A 17,523-nucleotide genomic window follows, 5' to 3' on the forward strand; every position below is an offset into this window, starting at 1 on the left:
GCGCCGCAGAGGCTGCTTCGACGGTTGGCGTGTGGGGATAATGCGCACGGAGGGGGGCGTGCGTGCTGATGATGATCCGGGAGGGATGATGGCTTCTCTGGCGCAGTCCATGCGTCCGCAGCTCGAACAGGTGCGCCGTGCTTGGCGCGGTTCGCCGTTGCCCGGATTCCTGCGCTGGTGGGGCGCGGAGTTGCGCGCCTGTCTGCCGGCGCGCTGGCGCGCCAGCCTGAGCGGCGGCGCGCAATGGCGGATACTGCTTCCGGACGGCGCACGCTGGCAGGTGCGCGCGCCCGGCGATGAAGCGGTGCTGGTGCAGATCGACGCCAGCCTGTCTCCGGCCCAGCAGCAGGCCGCTCTGCGCGAAGCCTGTGCCGGCATCGACCCGCAGGATCTGCACCTGGCGCTGTGTTTGCCCGCGCAGGCGGTGCTGCGCCGGCATCTGAAACTGCCGACGGCAGCCACCGCCAATCTGCGTCAGGTGGTGGCTTACGAAATGGATCGGCAGACGCCGTTCACGGCCGATCAGGTGTATTTCGACCCGTTCGAGCAAGCATCCGGCGGTTCGTCCGGCCCGCTCGAGGTGGAACTGGTGGCGGCGCCGCGGCAGCGTCTGGAGCCGATGCTGACCCAGTTGCGCGAGGCCGGCATTGAGCTCGACGCCGTCGATGCGCTGGATGGCGACCGACGCCTGGGCGCGAACCTGCTGCCGCCGGACCAGCGCCGTCGCCGCGTGCACCCGCGCAAGCGACTGAATCTGGCGCTCGGCGCGCTGTTCGTGCTGCTGGTGGTGCTGGCCATGGGCCAGTGGCTGCACAACCGCCGAGCGGTGATCGACGCCATGCAGGCGCACGTCGACGCCATGCACGATCAGGCGCGCAGCGTGATGAAGTTGCGTCAGCGCTTGGTTGCCAGCGCCGGCGCGGCCGGATTCCTGGCGCGCCAGCGATCGCAGTCACCGACCGTGCTGGCCGTGCTCGACGATGTCAGCAAACGCCTGCCGACTGATACCTGGCTGGAGCGCTTCAACATCGGTAACGACGGCAGCGTCGGGATGCAGGGGCAGAGTCCGCAGGCCGCGCGACTGGTCGATCTGCTGAAGAAGTCGCCGTATCTGTCCGAACCGGGCTTCCAGGGCGTGATCCAGACCGATCCGCGCACGCACAAGGAGCGTTTCTTCCTGACTGCGCATCTGAAGACCGACGACGCCGGCAAGCCGAACGACAAGGGGGGCGACGATGCAGCTCAAACCCGTTGAGAGCCGCGTGCTTGCTGTGTTTCTGGCGCTGCTGACGCTGGCGCTGGCCTATCTGCTGCTGGTGCACTGGTGGTTCGTCGCGCCGCAGCTGGGCATGGCCGACCAGATGCAGCAGTTGCGTGCCGATGAGCACCGCTACGCGGCGATCATCGCCGAGCGCGTCGATCTGCAGAAGCGCCTGGCCAAGTTGCAGCAGGGGCAGGCGACCAGCAGTGCATTGCTGGCCGACAGCGATCCCAGCACGGCGTCGGCCAATCTGATGCAGCACGCGGTCGAGGTGGCCGCGGCGCATACCGGTCTTGGACCGTGCTCGGTGACGCAGAAGATGCCGGTGCAGAGCGACCCCGGCGACGGCCCCTATCGCAAGGTCACGGTGAACATCAGCCTGCGTTGCGGCATGCATGCCCTGGCCGGGGTGCTGCACGATCTCGAAGAGGGAACGCCCTACCTGTTCATCGATAACTTCAGCGCCTACCGCAGCCCGGTGCACAGCCCGGACGGCAGTCTGCAGCCCTTGCAGGTGCAGTTCAGTCTCAGCGGCTACCTGCGCCAGCCGGCATCGGCGGGAGGCAAGTCATGAACGCCGCCGATCAACGTCGCCTGACGCCGGTGCTGGGCGTGCTCTGCGCGCTTGGCGCGGGGCTGCTGGCGGCCCTGTCCATGGGACTGGGCCGCACCGTGCACTGGGACGCGCCGGGTCCGGCGGCGAAGCTGCCGCCGACCGCTTCGGTGGCGCGCCGCGCGGCGCCGCCGCTCAAGGATTTCGCCACGACCTGGGAAAAACCGCTGTTCACCACCGACCGCAAGCCTGCGCCGGAAAGCGACAGCGGCGGCGGCAACGTCGCCCTGGGCGACCTGCAGTTGACCGGCATCATCATCACGCCGGATCTGCGCATGGCCCTGATGCACGACCGCTCGGGCAAGGACGTGCAGGTGCGCGAAGGCGCTACGCTGGCCGACAGCAGTTGGACGCTGTCCAAGCTTTCGCCGCGTAGTGCCGTGTTCACCGGCAATGGCCAGCGCACTGAGCTGAAGCTGAAAGTGGCCAAGAGCATCGATGCCAATGCCGGCCCCGGCCAGCCGGGCGGGGGCGGCAAGGCCGAGGCCAGTGAGGTCCAGCCGTCGTCGTCGAACAAGCCGCCGCCGCAAACCGGACCGCATGGGCGCGCCCTGCAGTTCCAGCGAACGCCGCAGGGCCGGAAAGCGGCGTCTTCGGCGCGCGACCAGGCCGGTCAACGCGAAAAGGAGCGCCGCATCCAGGCGCTGAAAGCACGCATCGAAGCCCGACGCCGCCAGATGCAGGCGCAACAGAATCAGGGACAATGAAAACCATGCAAAAGTCGATCGCCATTCTCCTGACCGCGCTGGTGGCCCTGCTTGCCGGGTGCAGCACCCTGCCGCAGCCGCGCGACAACAGCGCGCTGCAGCGTGAAGCCATGGCCGGGGTCGATCAGCCACCGCCGAAACCGCCAGCGCGCCCCCTGCGTGGACAGAATCCGCCCGTGGCGCCGCCCAATAGCGAGATCGCCAAGGGCACCGGGGTGTTCGTGCGCAACACGCGCGCCGGCGCCGGCAAGGCCGCCGAGTCGGCGGGCAAGGTGACGTTCAACTTCGAGAATCAGCCGATCCAGGCCGTGGTCAAGGCGGTGCTGGGCGATCTGCTCAAGCGCAACTACGCCATTGCTCCGGGCGTGAAGGGCAGCATCACGTTCTCGACCTCGCAGCCGGTCGCGCGCAACCAGGCGCTGCCGATCCTGGAGACGCTGCTGTCGTGGACCGACAACGCCCTGGTGGAGAAGAACGGCAGCTATCTGGTGCTGCCGGCGAAGGAAGCCGTGGCCGGCAACATCTCGCCGAGCCTGGGCGCGGCTGCGCCCAGCAGCGGCATGCAGGCGCGTCTGTTCCCGTTGCATTACATCTCGGCCACGCAGATGCAGAAGCTGCTGAAGCCGTTCGCGCGCGACAAGGCCTTCCTGCTGGTCGATCCGGCGCGCAACCTGCTGGTGATGGGCGGCACGCCGCAGGAGCTGGCCAACTACCAGCGCACTATCCGCACCTTCGATGTCGACTGGCTCAAGGGCATGTCGGTGGGCGTGTTCGGTCTGCAGCGGGCCAATGTCGCGAAGCTGATGCCACAGCTGGACAAGATGTTCGGCCCGAAGAGCGACACGCCACTGGCCGGTATGCTGCGCTTCATCCCGATCGAGCGCACCAACTCGATCGTGGTCATCACGCCGCAGCCGGCCTACCTCAGCGAAGTGCGCGACTGGATCGAGCGCATCGACCGCGGCGGCGGCAACCAGCCGCAGCTTTACGTGTACGACGTCAAGAACGTGCAGGCGACGTACCTGGCCGACTACCTCAACCAGATCTACAACGGCACCTCCAGCAGTGGGAGTTCCGATACCGGCGGGTCGGTTGGGCCGGGCCTGAGCAGTGGCACCATCGGCGGCTTCGCCGGCAACGGTGATGGTTCGAAGACGGGTGGCAGCACGTCTTCGGGGCGCGGCAACATGAATTCGTCGAGCAGTTTGGGTGGCAGCTCGGGACTGAGCGATAGCGGCGGCGGTGCGTCGTCGTTTTCCGGTTCGGGTCTGCCGCAGCGGCAGCAGGCGCAGGCCACCACCGGAACCCTGGGCCAGGCCGACAAGGGCGGCATCGGCATCACCGCCGTGGACGCCAACAACCAGCTGCTGGTGCGTTGCCGGCCCTCGCAATGGGCCGAGATCGAGTCGGCCATCCAGCGCCTGGACATCGTGCCGCTGCAGGTGCAGATCGAGACGCGCATCCTCGAGGTGCAGCTGACCGGTCAATTCAGCTTCGGCGTGCAGTGGTATCTGGAGGGCCTCATCAACGGCCAGGCCAACAGCAGCGGCGGCTTCACCCCGGGCCAGCCGGGCAACCAGCAGCAGTGGGCGCTGGGCGGCGGCGGTGCGAGTTTCGTGCCGGGTACGGACAATTTCTTCTACTCGTTCGTCAACCACAATCTGCAGGCTGCCGTGCACGCGATGGAGACCAGCGGCAACACCAAGGTGCTGTCGGCGCCATCGCTGGTGGTGATGAACAACCAGGAAGCCAAGATCCAGGTCGGCACGCAGGTGCCGGTCAACCAGACCTACATCGCCGGCGGCATCGGCACGGGCTCGAACAATGACCTCAGCACGCTGGGCCAGGTCAGCTACAAGGACACTGGCGTCATCCTGCAGGTGCGTCCGCGCGTCAATCCGGGCGGATTGGTCTACCTGACGCTGGATCAGGTGGTCAGCAAGCCCGGTATTGCCGACAAATTCGGCAATTTCCCCATCGACAAGCGGGAACTGAACACGCAGATTGCGGTCCAGAGTGGTCAGACCGTGCTTCTGGGTGGCCTGATCCAGCAGGATGAAGGCAAGACGGACACCGGCATTCCCGGGTTGAACCGGATTCCGGTCATCGGCCGCCTGTTCGGCACCACCAGCCGGCATCGCAACCGCACGGAACTGATCGTGCTGATCACGCCACGCGTCATCACCAGCAGCAGCGACGCGCAGGAGATCACCGACGAATATGCCAGCAAGTTCGAGTCGCTGGCTCCGCTGCGCGAGGCGAAGGACGCCAAGAAACAGAAGTGAGCATGGGCCGGTCCGATCATCGCGGTTCAGCCGCTTCGGGCCAGGCTCTTGCTATGCTGAACAACTTGCACGCATTGGAATCGGCGTTTGCGCCGACGAATTCAACACAAAGAGGTACTACCATGTTTTCACATCGTGTCGTGATCGCCGCCGCACTGGCCGGCCTGTTCGCGCTGCCGGCGCTCCCGGCCCACGCGCAGTCCTCGCTGGGCGGCAAGGTGGCCGGCGTCTGCATGCTTTCGCGCGATCAGGTGCTGGCGCAGTCGAAGGTCGGTCAGGCCGCCAGCGCGCGCATGCAACAGCTTGCCCAGCAGGCGGGCGAAACGGTGAAGAAGCTGCGCGAGCCGCTGCAGAAGGACATCCAGCAGTTCCAGCAGCAGGCGCAGAGCATGCAGCCGCAGCAGCGTGCGGAGAAGCAGAAGCAACTGCAGCAGCGCATGGCCACGGTGCAGCAGGAAGCGCAGCAGTACGACCAGCGTCTGCGCATCACCCGCGGCAAGGCGATGAACCGCATTGGCAACGAGATCGGCCCGCTGCTGTCGGGCATCTACAAGCGCCGCGGATGCGGCATCCTGGTCGACCGCGACTCGGTGCTGGGCGGCAACGAAGCCAACGATCTGACCAATGACGTGGTCAAGGCGCTGGACGCCAAGATGAGCACCATCAGCTTCAGCCTGGCGCCGCTGCCGAAGCAGAACGGCAAGTAAGCCGTCGTAACCGCTGCATCGATAACGCCCCGGTCGCTCTGCGGCCGGGGCGTTTCGTTTTCAGGTGCGGCGGAACGTCACCACCAGCACGTCGCGATGGGCCTCGCGGCTCGCGTCGTGCGGGGTCACCGGCGTCACGCCGTGGAACACGCGGGCGTCGTCCACCAGCGCGGCGTCCAGCGGTCGGGCCAGCGTGAAGCTGCCCAGCTCGGTGCCGTCCGGAGCGTGGATGGTGGTGGTGCCGCTGTCGATGTTCCGGCGGTCGACCAGCAGCACCAGCACATAGTCGACGCCATCGCGATGCACGCCCTCGGGCGTCGGTCGGCCGGCCCAGTCGGGGTGCGCCTCGATGCGGAACTGGTGGACTTCCACGTGCCAGGCCGCCACTGTCGGTGCCAGCGTGCCGAACAGCGACCAGGCATATTTCAGCACCGTGGTCAGCGTCGGGCCGGACGCGATGGCCGGTTCCACCGGTTGGTACCAGCGCTCGATCCCGCCGTTCAGGCGGTTGTATTCGATACTCTGGAAGTGCGGCTGCGGCGGTTGCGCCTGGATGCCGTGCTCGCGATCGATCCGGAACGCGGCGTGCCTGCGCCGCCGGTAGCGGCCCTGGTCCGCCATGTGGGTGTCCAGCTGCAGCCGGTTCCAGCTGTCGGCGAAGGCATCCCAGTCGCTCAGGTCGCCGGTGTGGGTCAGCAGCGCGTGAAGCGCCGGGCCCTGGACGAAGGCATAGCCATGCTCGGCCAGGGAGGCGAGGCTGGGAGCCTCTTGGGGGGAATGCGGGGTCTGCATGGCCGAATGGTAACCGTTCGCGGAGGTTTTCATGCTGCCGGCTGAACGCGTAGCGCTCTTCGGCGCGGGAATTGACCGGGGTCAAGATTTTCCGTGCGTACGGCGCGCATGCTTATCGAACGGTGCCCGACAGGCACTGTGTCGTGTTCGATTTCCATTGGGAGATTCAGGTCATGAAACGTATCGTTCTTCTTTCCATGCTGTTGGCGGTCACGCCGTTGGTCATGGCGCAGACGCAGGACCGGACCCGCAGCCAGGATCAGACCCGTGTCCAGGATCAGACACGCACGCAGGATCGCATCTACGGCAGTCAGATGATGACACCGGCGGAGCGCGCCGCTTACCGGCAGCGCATGATGTCGGCCAAGACCCAGGCTGAGCGCACGCGCATTCGCGCCGAGCATCACAAGGCCATGCAGGAGCGCGCGCGGGCGCGTGGCATGACCTTGCCGGACATGCCGATGCGGCCGATGCATCGCGGCATGCAGGGACAGGGCCAGGGCGGCGGCATGATGCAAAAGCAGGGCGGCGCCAAGGGCGGCGGCCGGGGCGGCCGAAACGGCGGTTGACCGTTCGCGGACGCCCGTGTGGCGAGGCGGTTCGCGGGTGTTCGCGGGCCGCCTCAGCTGCGCATGCCGATGCCGCGGTGCAGCAGGAACAGACCGAAGCCGCCCAGTACCACGGCGAAGAACACCATCACCGCATAGGCCACGCCGATGTGGATGTCGGACACGCCCAGCAAGCCGTAGCGGAAGGCGTTGACCATGTACAGAATCGGGTTGGCCTTCGAGATGGTGTGCCAGGGTTCGCCCAGCTGGTCGATCGAGTAGAACACGCCGCCCAGGTAGATCAGCGGCTGCAGGACGAAGCTGGGGATGATGGCGATGTCGTCGAACTTCTTGGCGAACACCGCATTCACGAAGCCGGCCAGCGCGAACACCATCGAAGTCAGCATCGCCGTGGTCAGAGTGATCAGCGGGTGTTCGATATGCAGGTGCGTGAACAGCAGCGAGATCAGCATCACGATCACGCCCAGCGCCAGGCCGCGCACCATCGCGCCGATGATGTAGCCGGACAGGATCACCCAGCTGGGCATCGGCGAAACCAGCATCTCCTCGACGAAGCGCTGGAACTTGGCGCCGAAGAACGAGCTGGTGATGTTGCCGTAGCTGTTGGTGATGACGCTCATCATGACCAGGCCCGGCACGATGTAGGTCATGTAGTCGAAGCCGTGGATCTTGTGCAGGTGGCTGCCGATCACGGTGCCGAAGATGATGAAGTACAGCGTCGAGGTGATCGCCGGCGGAATGAGCGTCTGCGACCAGATGCGCACGATGCGCATGACTTCGCGGCGGACGATGGTCCTCAGCGCGACCAGGTTGTGGGCGAAGGTATGACTCATGCGGCCTTCTCCTGCTTGCCGTTGTCGACCAGACGCACGAACAGTTCCTCCAGGCGATTGGCCTTGTTGCGCATCGAGGTCACGGTGATGCCGGATTGGTTGAGCATGGTGAACAACGAGTTGAGATCGTGCCCGCGCGCCATTTCCGCCTCCAGCGTGTGGTCGTCGCGGCGGCGCAGTTCGATGCCGTCGATGCTGGGCAGGGTTTGCGGCAGTTCGCCAGTGTCGAGCACGAAGGTCTCCACGTCGAGCTTGGCCAGCAGCTGCTTCATGCCGGTGTTCTCGACGATGGTTCCGTGGTCGATGATGGCGATGTTGCGGCACAGTTGCTCGGCTTCCTCCAGGTAGTGCGTGGTCAGGATCACCGTGGTGCCGGCCTCGTTGATGCCGGTGACGAATTGCCACATGGAGCGGCGGATCTCGATGTCCACGCCGGCGGTGGGCTCGTCCAGAATCAACAGCTTGGGCTCGTTCATCATCGCGCGGGCGATCATCAGGCGGCGTTTCATGCCGCCCGACAGCGAGCGCGCCGGATGCTGGGCTTTGTCCCACAGGCGCAGTTCCTTGAGGTACTTCTCGGCGCGACGCACCGCCTCGGCGCGCGGGATGCCGTAGAAGCCGGCGGCGTTGACGCAGATGTCGAACGGCTTCTCGAACTGGTTGAAGTTGATTTCCTGTGGCACCAGACCGATCAAGTGCATGGCCTGGCTGCGCTGCTCGTGGATCGACACGCCAAAGATCTTCGCTGTGCCGCCGCTGGCGTTGACCAGCGAGCTGATGATGCCGATCAGGGTCGACTTGCCTGCGCCGTTGGGGCCGAGCAGGGCGAAGAAGTCGCCCGGCTGCACGGTCAGCGAGACGCCCTTGAGCGCCTCGGTGCCGTTGCCGTAGGTCTTGCGCAGATCGGTGATTTCCAGTGCCGGAGCTTGGGTCATGGCGCGGGGTTCCGAAGGTTCAAGCCATCGAGAGTGATGGCCGTGCGGGGAAAATCAAGCAACCGGCGCGGTTTCGGCCCCCGGAAGCGCGTGCAGCGCGTTCCCGGGCGGCGGTTTCCAGCCGGAGCATAGCCTTCTATGATAGCGGGCTTGTCCACACGCACCATGCCGGTGCCGTGCACGCAGCGTTTCCCGGCATGCCGAATCCATGATCGAACACTTCCCGCTTCGCCTCGTCGACAGTTTCATGCTCGCGTCGACGGTCCGTCACCTTGCCTTCGAGCGCACGGACGGCGCGCCGCTGTCGTTCAAACCCGGCCAGTTCCTGCAGGTGCACTTCCACTACGACGACGGCAAGCCGACCAAGCGCAGCTATTCGGTCGCGACCGTGGGCGAAGAGGGCGCGGAATCGGTGCAGCGCATCGAGATCGCGGTCAGCTACGTCGACGGCGGTGCGGCGACCCAGCTGCTTGGCGAACTCGAGCATGGGCAGGAGATCGAGGCCAGCGGCCCCTACGGGCGTTTCTGCCTGATGGACGAGGACGCCAATCGGCGCTATCTGCTGATCGCCACCGGCACCGGCGTCACGCCCTACCGCGCGATGCTTCCGCAAATCGGCAAGCTCATCCGCGAGCGCGGCTGCGAGGTCGTGCTGCTGTACGGCGCACGCAACGAGACCGAGCTGCTCTACGGCGAGGAATTCGAGGCGTTCGCGCGCGAGCACGCGGGGTTCCACTTCCACCCCTGCCTGAGCCGCGGCGCGCGGCCGGATCCGCGTCCGCACGACCGTCTGGGTTACGTTCAGGCGATCCTGCCGGAATTCGAGCCCGATCCCGAGCGTGACATCGCCTATCTCTGCGGCAACCCGAACATGGTCGATGCGGCCTTCGCCGAGCTGAAGGAACGCGGCCTTTCGGTGCGTCAGATCCGTCGCGAGAAGTACATTTCCTCGCGCTAGGCGCCTTGACGGCCTCCGTGAAGCAGTTCGCATCCCCCAGATCGGATGGCCATGGATCTGAGATCTGTTTCCGAAAACGTGCATGGCACGAAAAAAAGCGTGACGTAGCGCACAACACGGCATCGACCGAAAGGTCTATTCGCAAAATTGTGCGGAATTCGTCACGAAATTTCGAGTGAAAACGGTTACATCCTGTACTCGCGCTTCCAGCGTCAAGATGTTGCGAGGACACGGACATGCCCGACCTAATTGGCAGGAACAAATGGGTTCAGCGCACCTTGGGTGCGATGTGTCTTGCTGTGTTGATGGTGCCGGCGGCGCAGGCCGCCAATGGGCGGATCACGTTCCATGGCGGGGTGCGTGCGCCGACGTGCAGTCCCGTGCTGCCTGTGACCGGTTCGGTGCAGGGTGCGACACTTCACGCCTGCCCGAGCGCCCGGCGTCCGGCCGAGGGGGCACCTGCGCGGCAGTATTCGATGGAGGTCATGCCGATGCCCGGTAATCTCCTCGACGGCCGCGTGCGCGCATACTTCCCGGACTATCTGCAGCATCGCGGCGCGATGAAGCTGGTGGTGCAGCGCTTCGAGTGAGTCACGGCGCGGTCGATCGCACTAAGCGACTGATCGGCGGGCTGCAAGCTATGTGCGTCGTGAGTCTGCCAGTTCGGTCCGGGATAGCGTTGACGAAGACCGGGCCGACTTCGCGCAGACATTGCCGGTATCGCATGGCGTTGACCGCTTCGGCTCGATGGCGCGGTTCGTGCGATGGTTCCGCCCGATGGTGGCGTCGAGCGGTTCGGTGTGCAGGCAGGGGCGTCACGCCCGGAATCGGGTCACTGATAATTGATCGTGTAGGTGGCCACGCCCTTGACGTTGCCGCTGGAGACCGTGGTGGCAGTCTGGTAGTAGCGCGCATAAAGGTCGATCGTGTAGCTGCTGGCCGCCGTGGTGCCCGTGTTGATGGCCGTGCCGAACGTGACCGGCGTGACACCGTCCGCCTGAAGGATCTGCACGCCGACGCCGCTCGCGTAGCCCGTTCCCGTGGTTGGGGCAATCACGCCGGTGGCGCCCGTTTGCGGATTGCTGGTGTCCAGCGTGATGTACACGTGCAGGCCGTTTGGACACTGCGTAAGCAGCAGGCTGAAGGGTGTGCTGGCGGCGGTGGTGCCCTGGGCGGTCAACTGCTGGGTATTGACGAACGGCAGCGTGACCGACTTGGTGACCGAGCCCGGATCGATCGTGCAGGTGGGCACCTGGATGTGGATGATGGCGTTGACGTTGAAGGTTTCGACCGGCTGCGGCGATACGGAGCCGCGACATCCCCGGTAGGAGTACCCGAAGAACTGATTGCCGTTGATGCGCGGGTTGTCGCAGATATCGATCTTCCACTGCGAAAGCTGTCCGCTCAGTGTGCTGTTGTCGGGCGGCAGGTACGGGCCGGTGTAGACCAGCTGCAGGTTGGTGGGCACGCTGAACGTGCCGCTTCCCGTGGGGTAGTAGGGGTACAGCGCCAGCAGGGTGCTGGAGTCCGGGTGCAGCAGGCGATAGGAGATGCCGGGGATGCCCGTGGGAAAGAGTCTGTTGTCACCGTTCACGGGGGTCGACGCGGCGATGGTGTTGAAGATGCCGCCGTTGGTGTTTCCGTCGCAGGCGAGCTCGGGCGGGTTGGCAGGACTCGCCGAGTTCGATGTCCACAGTACCGCGCCGACCTGCGTGCTGGGGGTCAGCGTGATGGTGCCGGCGTTGAAGGTCACGGTGGTGGCCGAGCCCGATACGAACCCGCAATCGGCGCGCGCCGCGCGCGGCAGGAAGAGCAGTCCGAGCAGCAGGCTCACCAGCAGCAGGGCCTGGCGCAGGTGTCCGGAGGAGCGGTTCGGGGTGGTGGCGTGGCGCATCATGATTTCCCCTCGCTGGACGGCGTGGCCGGATGTGCGTCGCAGGTGACGTCGATCACCGACTGGGCATTCGGGCGGCTGGCGTCGGCAGGCAGCGCGTATTCGAATTGGCAGCGGTGGGAGGATTCCTGCGGTCCTTTCCACTTCGCGCTCAGGCGTCCATTCTTGTCCTTCACCCGCAGCAATGCGAGTCCGCCTTGGCCGACCACGCCCTGGTTGTGCCCTTCGGCATCGACGACTTCGGCCCCGAAGGGCACCGGCTTTCCGTCGGCCAGATGCAGGTGCGCGATCAGTGCGCGCCCCTGGCTGGTCTTGAAGTCGAGCATGACCACAGCGCCAGCGTAGGGCGCGACCTGCTCGCTGGTGCTGCCCAGTTGCACGCCCAGGGAAAGACCCTGCGGGTCGAGCCGGACGGTATTGAGCTGGTACGGGTTCATGTACGGCACCAGCGCATAGCCCGAGTCGTCCACGCGCACGCCGGGCGCATTGGTGACGCGCGCACCGGCAGCGCCGGGTGCGTGGACGATGCCGATGGTGTCGCCGGTCGGCTGCCCGAACGTGATGCCGCCCGAGTGCGCGACCACCGCGCCACTGGCGTTGAATGACGCCTGTGAATACGAGCTTCCCTTTCCGTAGCTGGCGCCGAACACGGCGTAGCGGCTGCGATAGGTGCCGTTGACCGAGCCGGCGCTTCCGGCGCCGTTGTCGGCATGCGAGGCGGTGACGCCGTAGGTGAACTGGTTGGCTGAGCCTAGGGTGCCATTGACCATGGCTTGCTGCTGCGAACCGTTCGCGTCATCGTGATTGAGGTTCAGGGTGAAGCTCGGCGCACGCGCGGATTCGCCGAGCGGAATGCTGACGCCGACGAAGAACTGATCGTCGTACCGCCCCAGCGGACCGCGCGTGCGTGTAGCCGAGACGTTGTAGCTGATCTCGCGGAACCGGTTGTTGTAGCCCACCTGGAATTGCGTGTCGTGGCCGCTGCGCTGCCAGTAATCGCTGATCGAGGCATTGGCGTACAGCGAGCCGGCATCGCCGCCCAGTTGCTGGTTGAGCGACAGTGTGAAGTGGTTGCGGCGGTGTATCAGGCCGGTCGCTACCGGAGTGATGGAGCTGGTGGAGGCGTTGCCGGACAGCGCGGCCTGCTGGGCCGGCGTCAGGCCGTTGATGATGGAAACGCCGTCGACGGTCGTCTGCTCCGAAGGCAGATACTGGGTCAGGCTCAGGCCGCGGCGCGCGTAGTCGCGCGCGCGAACGGCGTCGGACAGGCTCAGGTAGCCGCTGCTGGAATAGCGGTAGGCGGCCACGGTCAGCGCGGTCCTCGAAGTCGGGATGAGCTTGCTGTAGCTAAGTCGGATGCTCTGACCGTCCATGGCCCGGTGGCCTGGAAGAGTGGTGCCGGCCTGGGTCAGGTCCATCGCGAACGCGCCGTAACGGGTGTTGAAGGCGCCGCCGACCAGTGCCGCGGCGTATCCCTGCGATCCCTGCAGGCCGGCATAGCCGGTGAACAGGTTGCTGAAACCGTGCTGGACCGTGGCCTGGATCAGGTTCGGCTCGTGGTCGATGGCCAGGTTGCGCAGCCGGCCGAAGGCGACGTCGAAACGGGTGGTGCCGGCGCGCAGCAGCTGCGAGACCGAGGCGTAGGGCACCGAGAAGCTGTGCGTGCGGCCGTTGGCCTCGGTCACCGTGACGCGAAGATCGCCGCCGTACCCGGTCGGGTACAGGTCGTTGATCGTGAACGGACCGGGCGAGACGCTGGTCTGGTAGATCTGCACGCCGTTCTGGGTCACGGTGACCTTGGCATTGGTCTCGGCTACGCCGTGAACCACCGGCGCGTAGCCGCGCAGCGACTGCGGCAGCATGCGGTCGTCGGTGCCCAGCTGCACGCCGCGCAGGCCGAGGCTGTCGAATATTGTGCCGTCGGTGTAGCTGTCGCCGACGGTCAGCGTCGAGCGCAGCGAAGGCAGGTCGCGCTGCGCATAGGCGGCGATGTTGTTCCAGCGCTGGCGCGACGGGGCGCCGTTGCTGCTGGACTGCCAGGTTGCGGTCGACTTCTGCCGCAGGTGCCAGGGGCCGATGTTCAGGCCGGCATTCAGGCCGAGGTAGGTGCTGGTCTGGCTGATGCCGTTGCTGTCGGTGCGATAGGCATTGAAGTTGTAGTTCAGCAGCGCGGCGGGTACGCCGGCGTCCCACGAGGACGGGTTCACATAGCCGCGCGGCAGCTGGTGCATGTAGGCCTGGGGCACGCTGATGTCCAGGCGCAGGTCGGGCTGGTCGAAGTGCGCGTGGGCGCCGGGCACCAGCTGCTCGATCTGCATGCAGGCGTGATCCGGACCGAAAGCGGGTGCACCCTCGGCCGGCTTCAGCCCCATCCGATCCATCAGTTCCGGCGTGATGCAGGGCAGCGCGCTGGCGCCGGGTTTCGGTGCGATGAAATGCACATTGAGGCGACCGACCCAGTCTCGATTCAGGTAGACATCGAGGTTGTAGATGCCTGGCAGCACCACGGCACCGCGCTCGAAGCGGCGGAGGTCGATGGCGTTATGCGAGCCACCGGACAGCATGCTCGGGTCGAAGTCCGCAAAACCGCCTTCGGCGGAGGTGTTGGCCGCGCTCGCCGGTCCCGCCGCGGCAGCAAGCGACGCGTTGGACAGGCCGAGCAGTACGGAGGTCATCGCCACGCCCAAGGCCAGCCGCGCGGGCAGCTGCCCGCGAGCTGGCGAGACCGGGTGCGTGGCGCGACGGCGGCTCATTGGGCGGCGATGGCCCCTTCGTGGGCGTCTGCGGCGCCGTAGTCGTTGATGGTGGTGAACGCAATGTGCGTTCCCGCGGCCGGCGCGTGATGAAGATCGGACAGTGCGATGTGCTGATCGCCGAACGGGGCGACCATGCCGGACTTCGCCGTGACCTGTGTATCGCCGCTCTTCAGCGACACCTTGGTGATGGTGATGTAGTAGGGCGTGGGGTTATGCACAGTCAGCTGCACGCCCTGGCTGTCGGTTGAGGCCTTCCAGATCAGTTTTCCCGGCGCTTTCAGCGGATTGCCGTCCAGATTGGCCGGCCGATAGAACAGTTTCAGCCGCGAACGCACGGCAAACTGCAGGATGTTCTTGTCCGCGGCCTGCTTCGGCTTGGGCGGAATCTCGAGCACGTTGAGCCAGAACAGCGATTCGCGGTCGCTCGGCAGGCTGTCCGCCTGGCCGGTGAACAGGATGCGCAGGCTCTGGTCCTTGCCGGCCTCCATGCGGAACAGGGGCGGCGTGATCAGGAACGGGGCGTGCGTGTTGTTCGGGGTGGAATGCAGGTTGCCTTCGTCGATCCAGGCTTCGACCAGCGCCGGCTGTTTGCCCTGATTGCTCAGGCGAAGCGTCGTTTCACCCTGGCTGGCCGAAAACACGACCCGCGTGCCGCCGATGACGACGTTGGCCTGGGCGGTGCCGGTCCAGAAACAGAGAGCTGCTACGAGGATGCACAGGATGCGCGAAGAAAAATTCATGGGGACATGTACCGGATGAGACAAAAATCACGGGAGCATGGCGCTCACTCTTCGCCCGGTGCCCCCTGTCGCTGCGGCGGCGGTGCGCCGCAGCGAGGGACGCCAGACTTACTGGTAGATCAGCGTGAAGTCGACGGTCGACTTCACCGCACCGGCGCTGGAGGCGCCCGTGGCGTAGTAGCGCGCCTTGTAGCTCAGCGTTGCGGCGCCGCCGGAGAGGGCGACCTGCTGCGAACCCTGGGCCGTGGCGTCGGCGCCGCTCAGATCCATCGGGGTGCCAGAGGCGTTCAGCAGCTGCACCTGGACATTGCTGGCCGGGCTGGCGGCGATGTTGTCGAGGTAGCCGTCGCCGGTGTTGATGTTGCCGCCGCTGAAGTAGGTCTGCACGGACGACAGGCTCGAGTCGCAGCCGGTGACGCTGATGCTGAAGCTGGTGTCGCCGGCGGTGTCGCCGCTGCTGGCCAGTGCGGTGGTCAGCACGTCCGGCAGGTTGACGACTTTGTTGTCCGCCGTGCCAGTGGCGTTGCCGTCGACCTGGCAGGTCTGGGCGATGACTTTGCCGTTGATGGTGATGCTACCGTCCGGACCCGAGTTCTGGTCGGCGTTGGCGACGCCGCTCAGGCCAAGAGCGAGGGCGGCGGCGAGAAGGCTGTACTTCATCTTCATTACTGGTTTCCCCGGTGTGTTGGTTGGGCAAAAGGCATAAAGCAAAAGTTATGCCAGTTATTGTTGACATATCACATGTCAAGGCATGTGCTGGAATTTTTCGAGATCGGTGCGGGCGCTGTCCGAGGGCGAAGTAGGAGAAAACTGACAAACTTCGGCACCTCATGTGCGAAGCGCGTCACATTTTCCGAGGTTCGCCGAGAAGCGCTCGGCCGGAGGGATTTGCCTTTCAAGGCGGGATTTTCCGCGTCAAAAGTCGTACATTCTAAAATAAATTATGAACTTATGTTCACGCGAGGCGAGCTGCCCTTGCTTTGGGCGCGGAGTGCGCGCTGGCCGGATTTGTGACCGAGTTCTCCAATGACGTGGAGGCGATGTCGGGCCGCGTGCACGGGCAAGTGGGCGTGCCGTCGTGAAATCATGAAAATTGTGACGAAATGCCGATTTGAGCCGTCGTTGCATGTGCGGCCAGTGAAGCGTTCGCGCGCGGACTTGCGGATGAGGGGCAGGGCGCGGTTGCGCTGCCAGTCCGGCACGGTTTCGGCGAGTCCCGGTCGTCACCCGGCATGCGGCGCAGGGGCCGTGCATGCGTGGCGGATGGTTGAAGTGAGGCGGGATGGCTCGCCGCGCGTGAGATGAGCGCGGCCGAGTCCCAGGTGAGTAGGAGCGTTGCCGATCAGCGCACGACCATTTCCACGCGGCGATTCATGGCGCGCCCGGCTGCGGTGGCGTTGCTGGCCACGGGCGCATACGGACCTACGCCTTCGGCGGCGAGACGTGTCGCGGCGATGTGGAATCGCTGGATCAGCGCGTGCATGACGCTCTGTGCCCGGCGGCGGGATAGCGACAGGTTGTGCTCGAGCGTGCCGGTATTGTCCGTATGACCGACGATGAAAACCTTCAGTGCGGGCTTGCGCTTGAGCAGTTCGGCCATCGCCGAGAGCGTCGGATCGGAGGTCTTCGTCAGTGTGCTGCGGTCATGCGCGAAGTGGATACCGCGCAGGGCCATGTGGCCGGAGGACGTCAGGCTGCGATCCAGCGCGTCCGCGTCGATCTTCACTTCGCCGGTCTTCATGGGGGCGTGACGTGCCGTCTGGATCAGGATGCCGGTCGGTCTGCCGTTCTGGTGACTGACCAGCAGCACGCTGTCCAGGACGCCGTCGGCTTTCTTCAGGCGTGTGGTTTCCACGTATACGTCGCCACCGCTGGCCAGCAAGGTGTTGTTGCGCAGGATCTTCTGATGCAGGCCGCCGCTGAGCTGGTTTGCCACGGGGGCATAGATCGCCTTGGCCATGGCATAGCCGCTTCCGCATCCGTTGTTCCCATGGCAGCGGAAGCGCGTGTGAAAGCCTGCCTGCAGCATGGCCTGGTGGAAATTGTGGAACACTTCCAGTGCCGAGACACCAGCTGGCGCGATGTATGCAATGCGACGAATCTCGCCGCGGGCCGCTTCGGATTTCGACAGCCGGTGACCGCGATAGGCGCCCAGAGGCAGCGTGATTTCGCCGTAATCGGCCGCCTGGTATCCGACGATGCTCGAGCCGGCAAATCGATGGATGACTTTGCTGTCATGGCTTCCGGGCAGGTCCCCGGATGGCGTCGATGCGGCATGCGCGACGCATGCGAGCAGCCATCCGGCGATCAGGAACCATGCGTTGCGGCGCGCATGGATGAAGGAGGCGTGGGAAGCGGGCATGGGACATCCTGTCGTGCGTGGCGACTCGCGGGCAGTCTACGCATCGCTTGCGCGCGAAAGAGTTGCATCCGGGTGGCTGTCCCGATATTTTGCGACGAGGTCCTCAAATCG

At 65.5% G+C, this 17,523-nt stretch carries 16 protein-coding genes; 8 read left to right on the top strand and 8 right to left on the bottom strand.

What is annotated here, in order from left to right:
• Window positions 1–58: 58 nt before the first annotated feature.
• From BTJ49_RS03895 to BTJ49_RS03915, 5 genes are all read left to right on the top strand, one after another.
• The gene (locus tag BTJ49_RS03895) at window positions 59–1,255 is read left to right on the top strand and encodes a PilN domain-containing protein (protein WP_240601722.1); all 1,197 of its coding nucleotides are present in this window, start codon (window positions 59–61) and stop codon (window positions 1,253–1,255) included.
• A complete protein-coding gene (gene gspM, locus BTJ49_RS03900) occupies window positions 1,236–1,835 on the top strand; it encodes a type II secretion system protein GspM (protein ID WP_113064085.1) in 600 nt (199 codons plus the stop codon). Before BTJ49_RS03895 ends, gspM begins: the two co-directional genes overlap by 20 nt.
• Entirely contained in the window at window positions 1,832–2,581 is a 750-nt protein-coding gene (locus BTJ49_RS03905) for a general secretion pathway protein GspN (RefSeq protein WP_193568407.1), read from the top strand. Before gspM ends, BTJ49_RS03905 begins: the two co-directional genes overlap by 4 nt.
• Window positions 2,582–2,586: 5 nt before the next feature.
• Entirely contained in the window at window positions 2,587–4,866 is a 2,280-nt protein-coding gene (gene gspD / locus BTJ49_RS03910) for a type II secretion system secretin GspD (RefSeq protein ID WP_240151624.1), read from the top strand.
• Window positions 4,867–4,988: 122 nt separating this feature from the next.
• Complete coding sequence (locus BTJ49_RS03915; protein WP_113064087.1) at window positions 4,989–5,573, top strand: OmpH family outer membrane protein; 585 nt, start codon at window positions 4,989–4,991, stop codon at window positions 5,571–5,573.
• A gap of 60 nt (window positions 5,574–5,633) precedes the next feature.
• On the opposite strand, the gene BTJ49_RS03920 is transcribed toward BTJ49_RS03915, so the two are convergent.
• The gene (locus BTJ49_RS03920; RefSeq protein ID WP_240601723.1) at window positions 5,634–6,398 is read right to left on the bottom strand and encodes a 2OG-Fe dioxygenase family protein; all 765 of its coding nucleotides are present in this window, start codon (window positions 6,396–6,398) and stop codon (window positions 5,634–5,636) included.
• 140 nt (window positions 6,399–6,538) lie between these two features.
• On the opposite strand from BTJ49_RS03920, the gene BTJ49_RS03925 reads away from it, so the two are divergent.
• On the top strand, window positions 6,539–6,934 hold the full coding sequence (locus BTJ49_RS03925; protein ID WP_113064528.1) for a hypothetical protein: 396 nt from the start codon (window positions 6,539–6,541) through the stop codon (window positions 6,932–6,934).
• A gap of 53 nt (window positions 6,935–6,987) precedes the next feature.
• On the opposite strand, the gene BTJ49_RS03930 is transcribed toward BTJ49_RS03925, so the two are convergent.
• Both BTJ49_RS03930 and BTJ49_RS03935 read right to left on the bottom strand, forming a co-directional pair.
• Window positions 6,988–7,767, bottom strand: a complete 780-nt coding sequence (locus BTJ49_RS03930; protein ID WP_113064088.1) for an ABC transporter permease — start codon at window positions 7,765–7,767, stop codon at window positions 6,988–6,990.
• On the bottom strand, window positions 7,764–8,702 hold the full coding sequence (locus tag BTJ49_RS03935) for an ABC transporter ATP-binding protein (protein ID WP_113064089.1): 939 nt from the start codon (window positions 8,700–8,702) through the stop codon (window positions 7,764–7,766). The genes BTJ49_RS03930 and BTJ49_RS03935 overlap by 4 nt, the downstream gene beginning before the upstream one ends.
• 208 nt (window positions 8,703–8,910) lie before the next feature.
• Between BTJ49_RS03935 and BTJ49_RS03940 the strand changes: the two genes are divergently transcribed.
• Window positions 8,911–9,660 (top strand): FAD-binding oxidoreductase, encoded by a 750-nt coding sequence (locus tag BTJ49_RS03940; protein WP_113064090.1) that lies wholly within the window; start codon window positions 8,911–8,913, stop codon window positions 9,658–9,660.
• A gap of 236 nt (window positions 9,661–9,896) precedes the next feature.
• Window positions 9,897–10,250: a hypothetical protein gene (locus BTJ49_RS03945; protein ID WP_146742258.1), complete on the top strand. Its 354-nt coding sequence runs from the start codon at window positions 9,897–9,899 to the stop codon at window positions 10,248–10,250.
• A 242-nt stretch (window positions 10,251–10,492) separates the two neighbouring features.
• On the opposite strand, the gene BTJ49_RS03950 is transcribed toward BTJ49_RS03945, so the two are convergent.
• From BTJ49_RS03950 to BTJ49_RS03970, 5 genes are all read right to left on the bottom strand, one after another.
• Window positions 10,493–11,557: a fimbrial protein gene (locus BTJ49_RS03950; RefSeq protein ID WP_113064092.1), complete on the bottom strand. Its 1,065-nt coding sequence runs from the start codon at window positions 11,555–11,557 to the stop codon at window positions 10,493–10,495.
• A complete protein-coding gene (locus tag BTJ49_RS03955; RefSeq protein ID WP_113064093.1) occupies window positions 11,554–14,307 on the bottom strand; it encodes a fimbria/pilus outer membrane usher protein in 2,754 nt (917 codons plus the stop codon). Before BTJ49_RS03955 ends, BTJ49_RS03950 begins: the two co-directional genes overlap by 4 nt.
• The gene (locus BTJ49_RS03960) at window positions 14,304–15,050 is read right to left on the bottom strand and encodes a molecular chaperone (protein WP_113064094.1); all 747 of its coding nucleotides are present in this window, start codon (window positions 15,048–15,050) and stop codon (window positions 14,304–14,306) included. The genes BTJ49_RS03955 and BTJ49_RS03960 overlap by 4 nt, the downstream gene beginning before the upstream one ends.
• A 108-nt stretch (window positions 15,051–15,158) precedes the next feature.
• Window positions 15,159–15,716: a fimbrial protein gene (locus tag BTJ49_RS03965; protein WP_113064095.1), complete on the bottom strand. Its 558-nt coding sequence runs from the start codon at window positions 15,714–15,716 to the stop codon at window positions 15,159–15,161.
• A 676-nt stretch (window positions 15,717–16,392) separates the two neighbouring features.
• Window positions 16,393–17,412 (bottom strand): OmpA family protein, encoded by a 1,020-nt coding sequence (locus BTJ49_RS03970; protein WP_113064096.1) that lies wholly within the window; start codon window positions 17,410–17,412, stop codon window positions 16,393–16,395.
• Window positions 17,413–17,523: the final 111 nt, after the last annotated feature.

The organism is Oleiagrimonas sp. MCCC 1A03011 (assembly GCF_003267965.1).
Lineage (GTDB): Bacteria > Pseudomonadota > Gammaproteobacteria > Xanthomonadales > Rhodanobacteraceae > Oleiagrimonas > Oleiagrimonas citrea.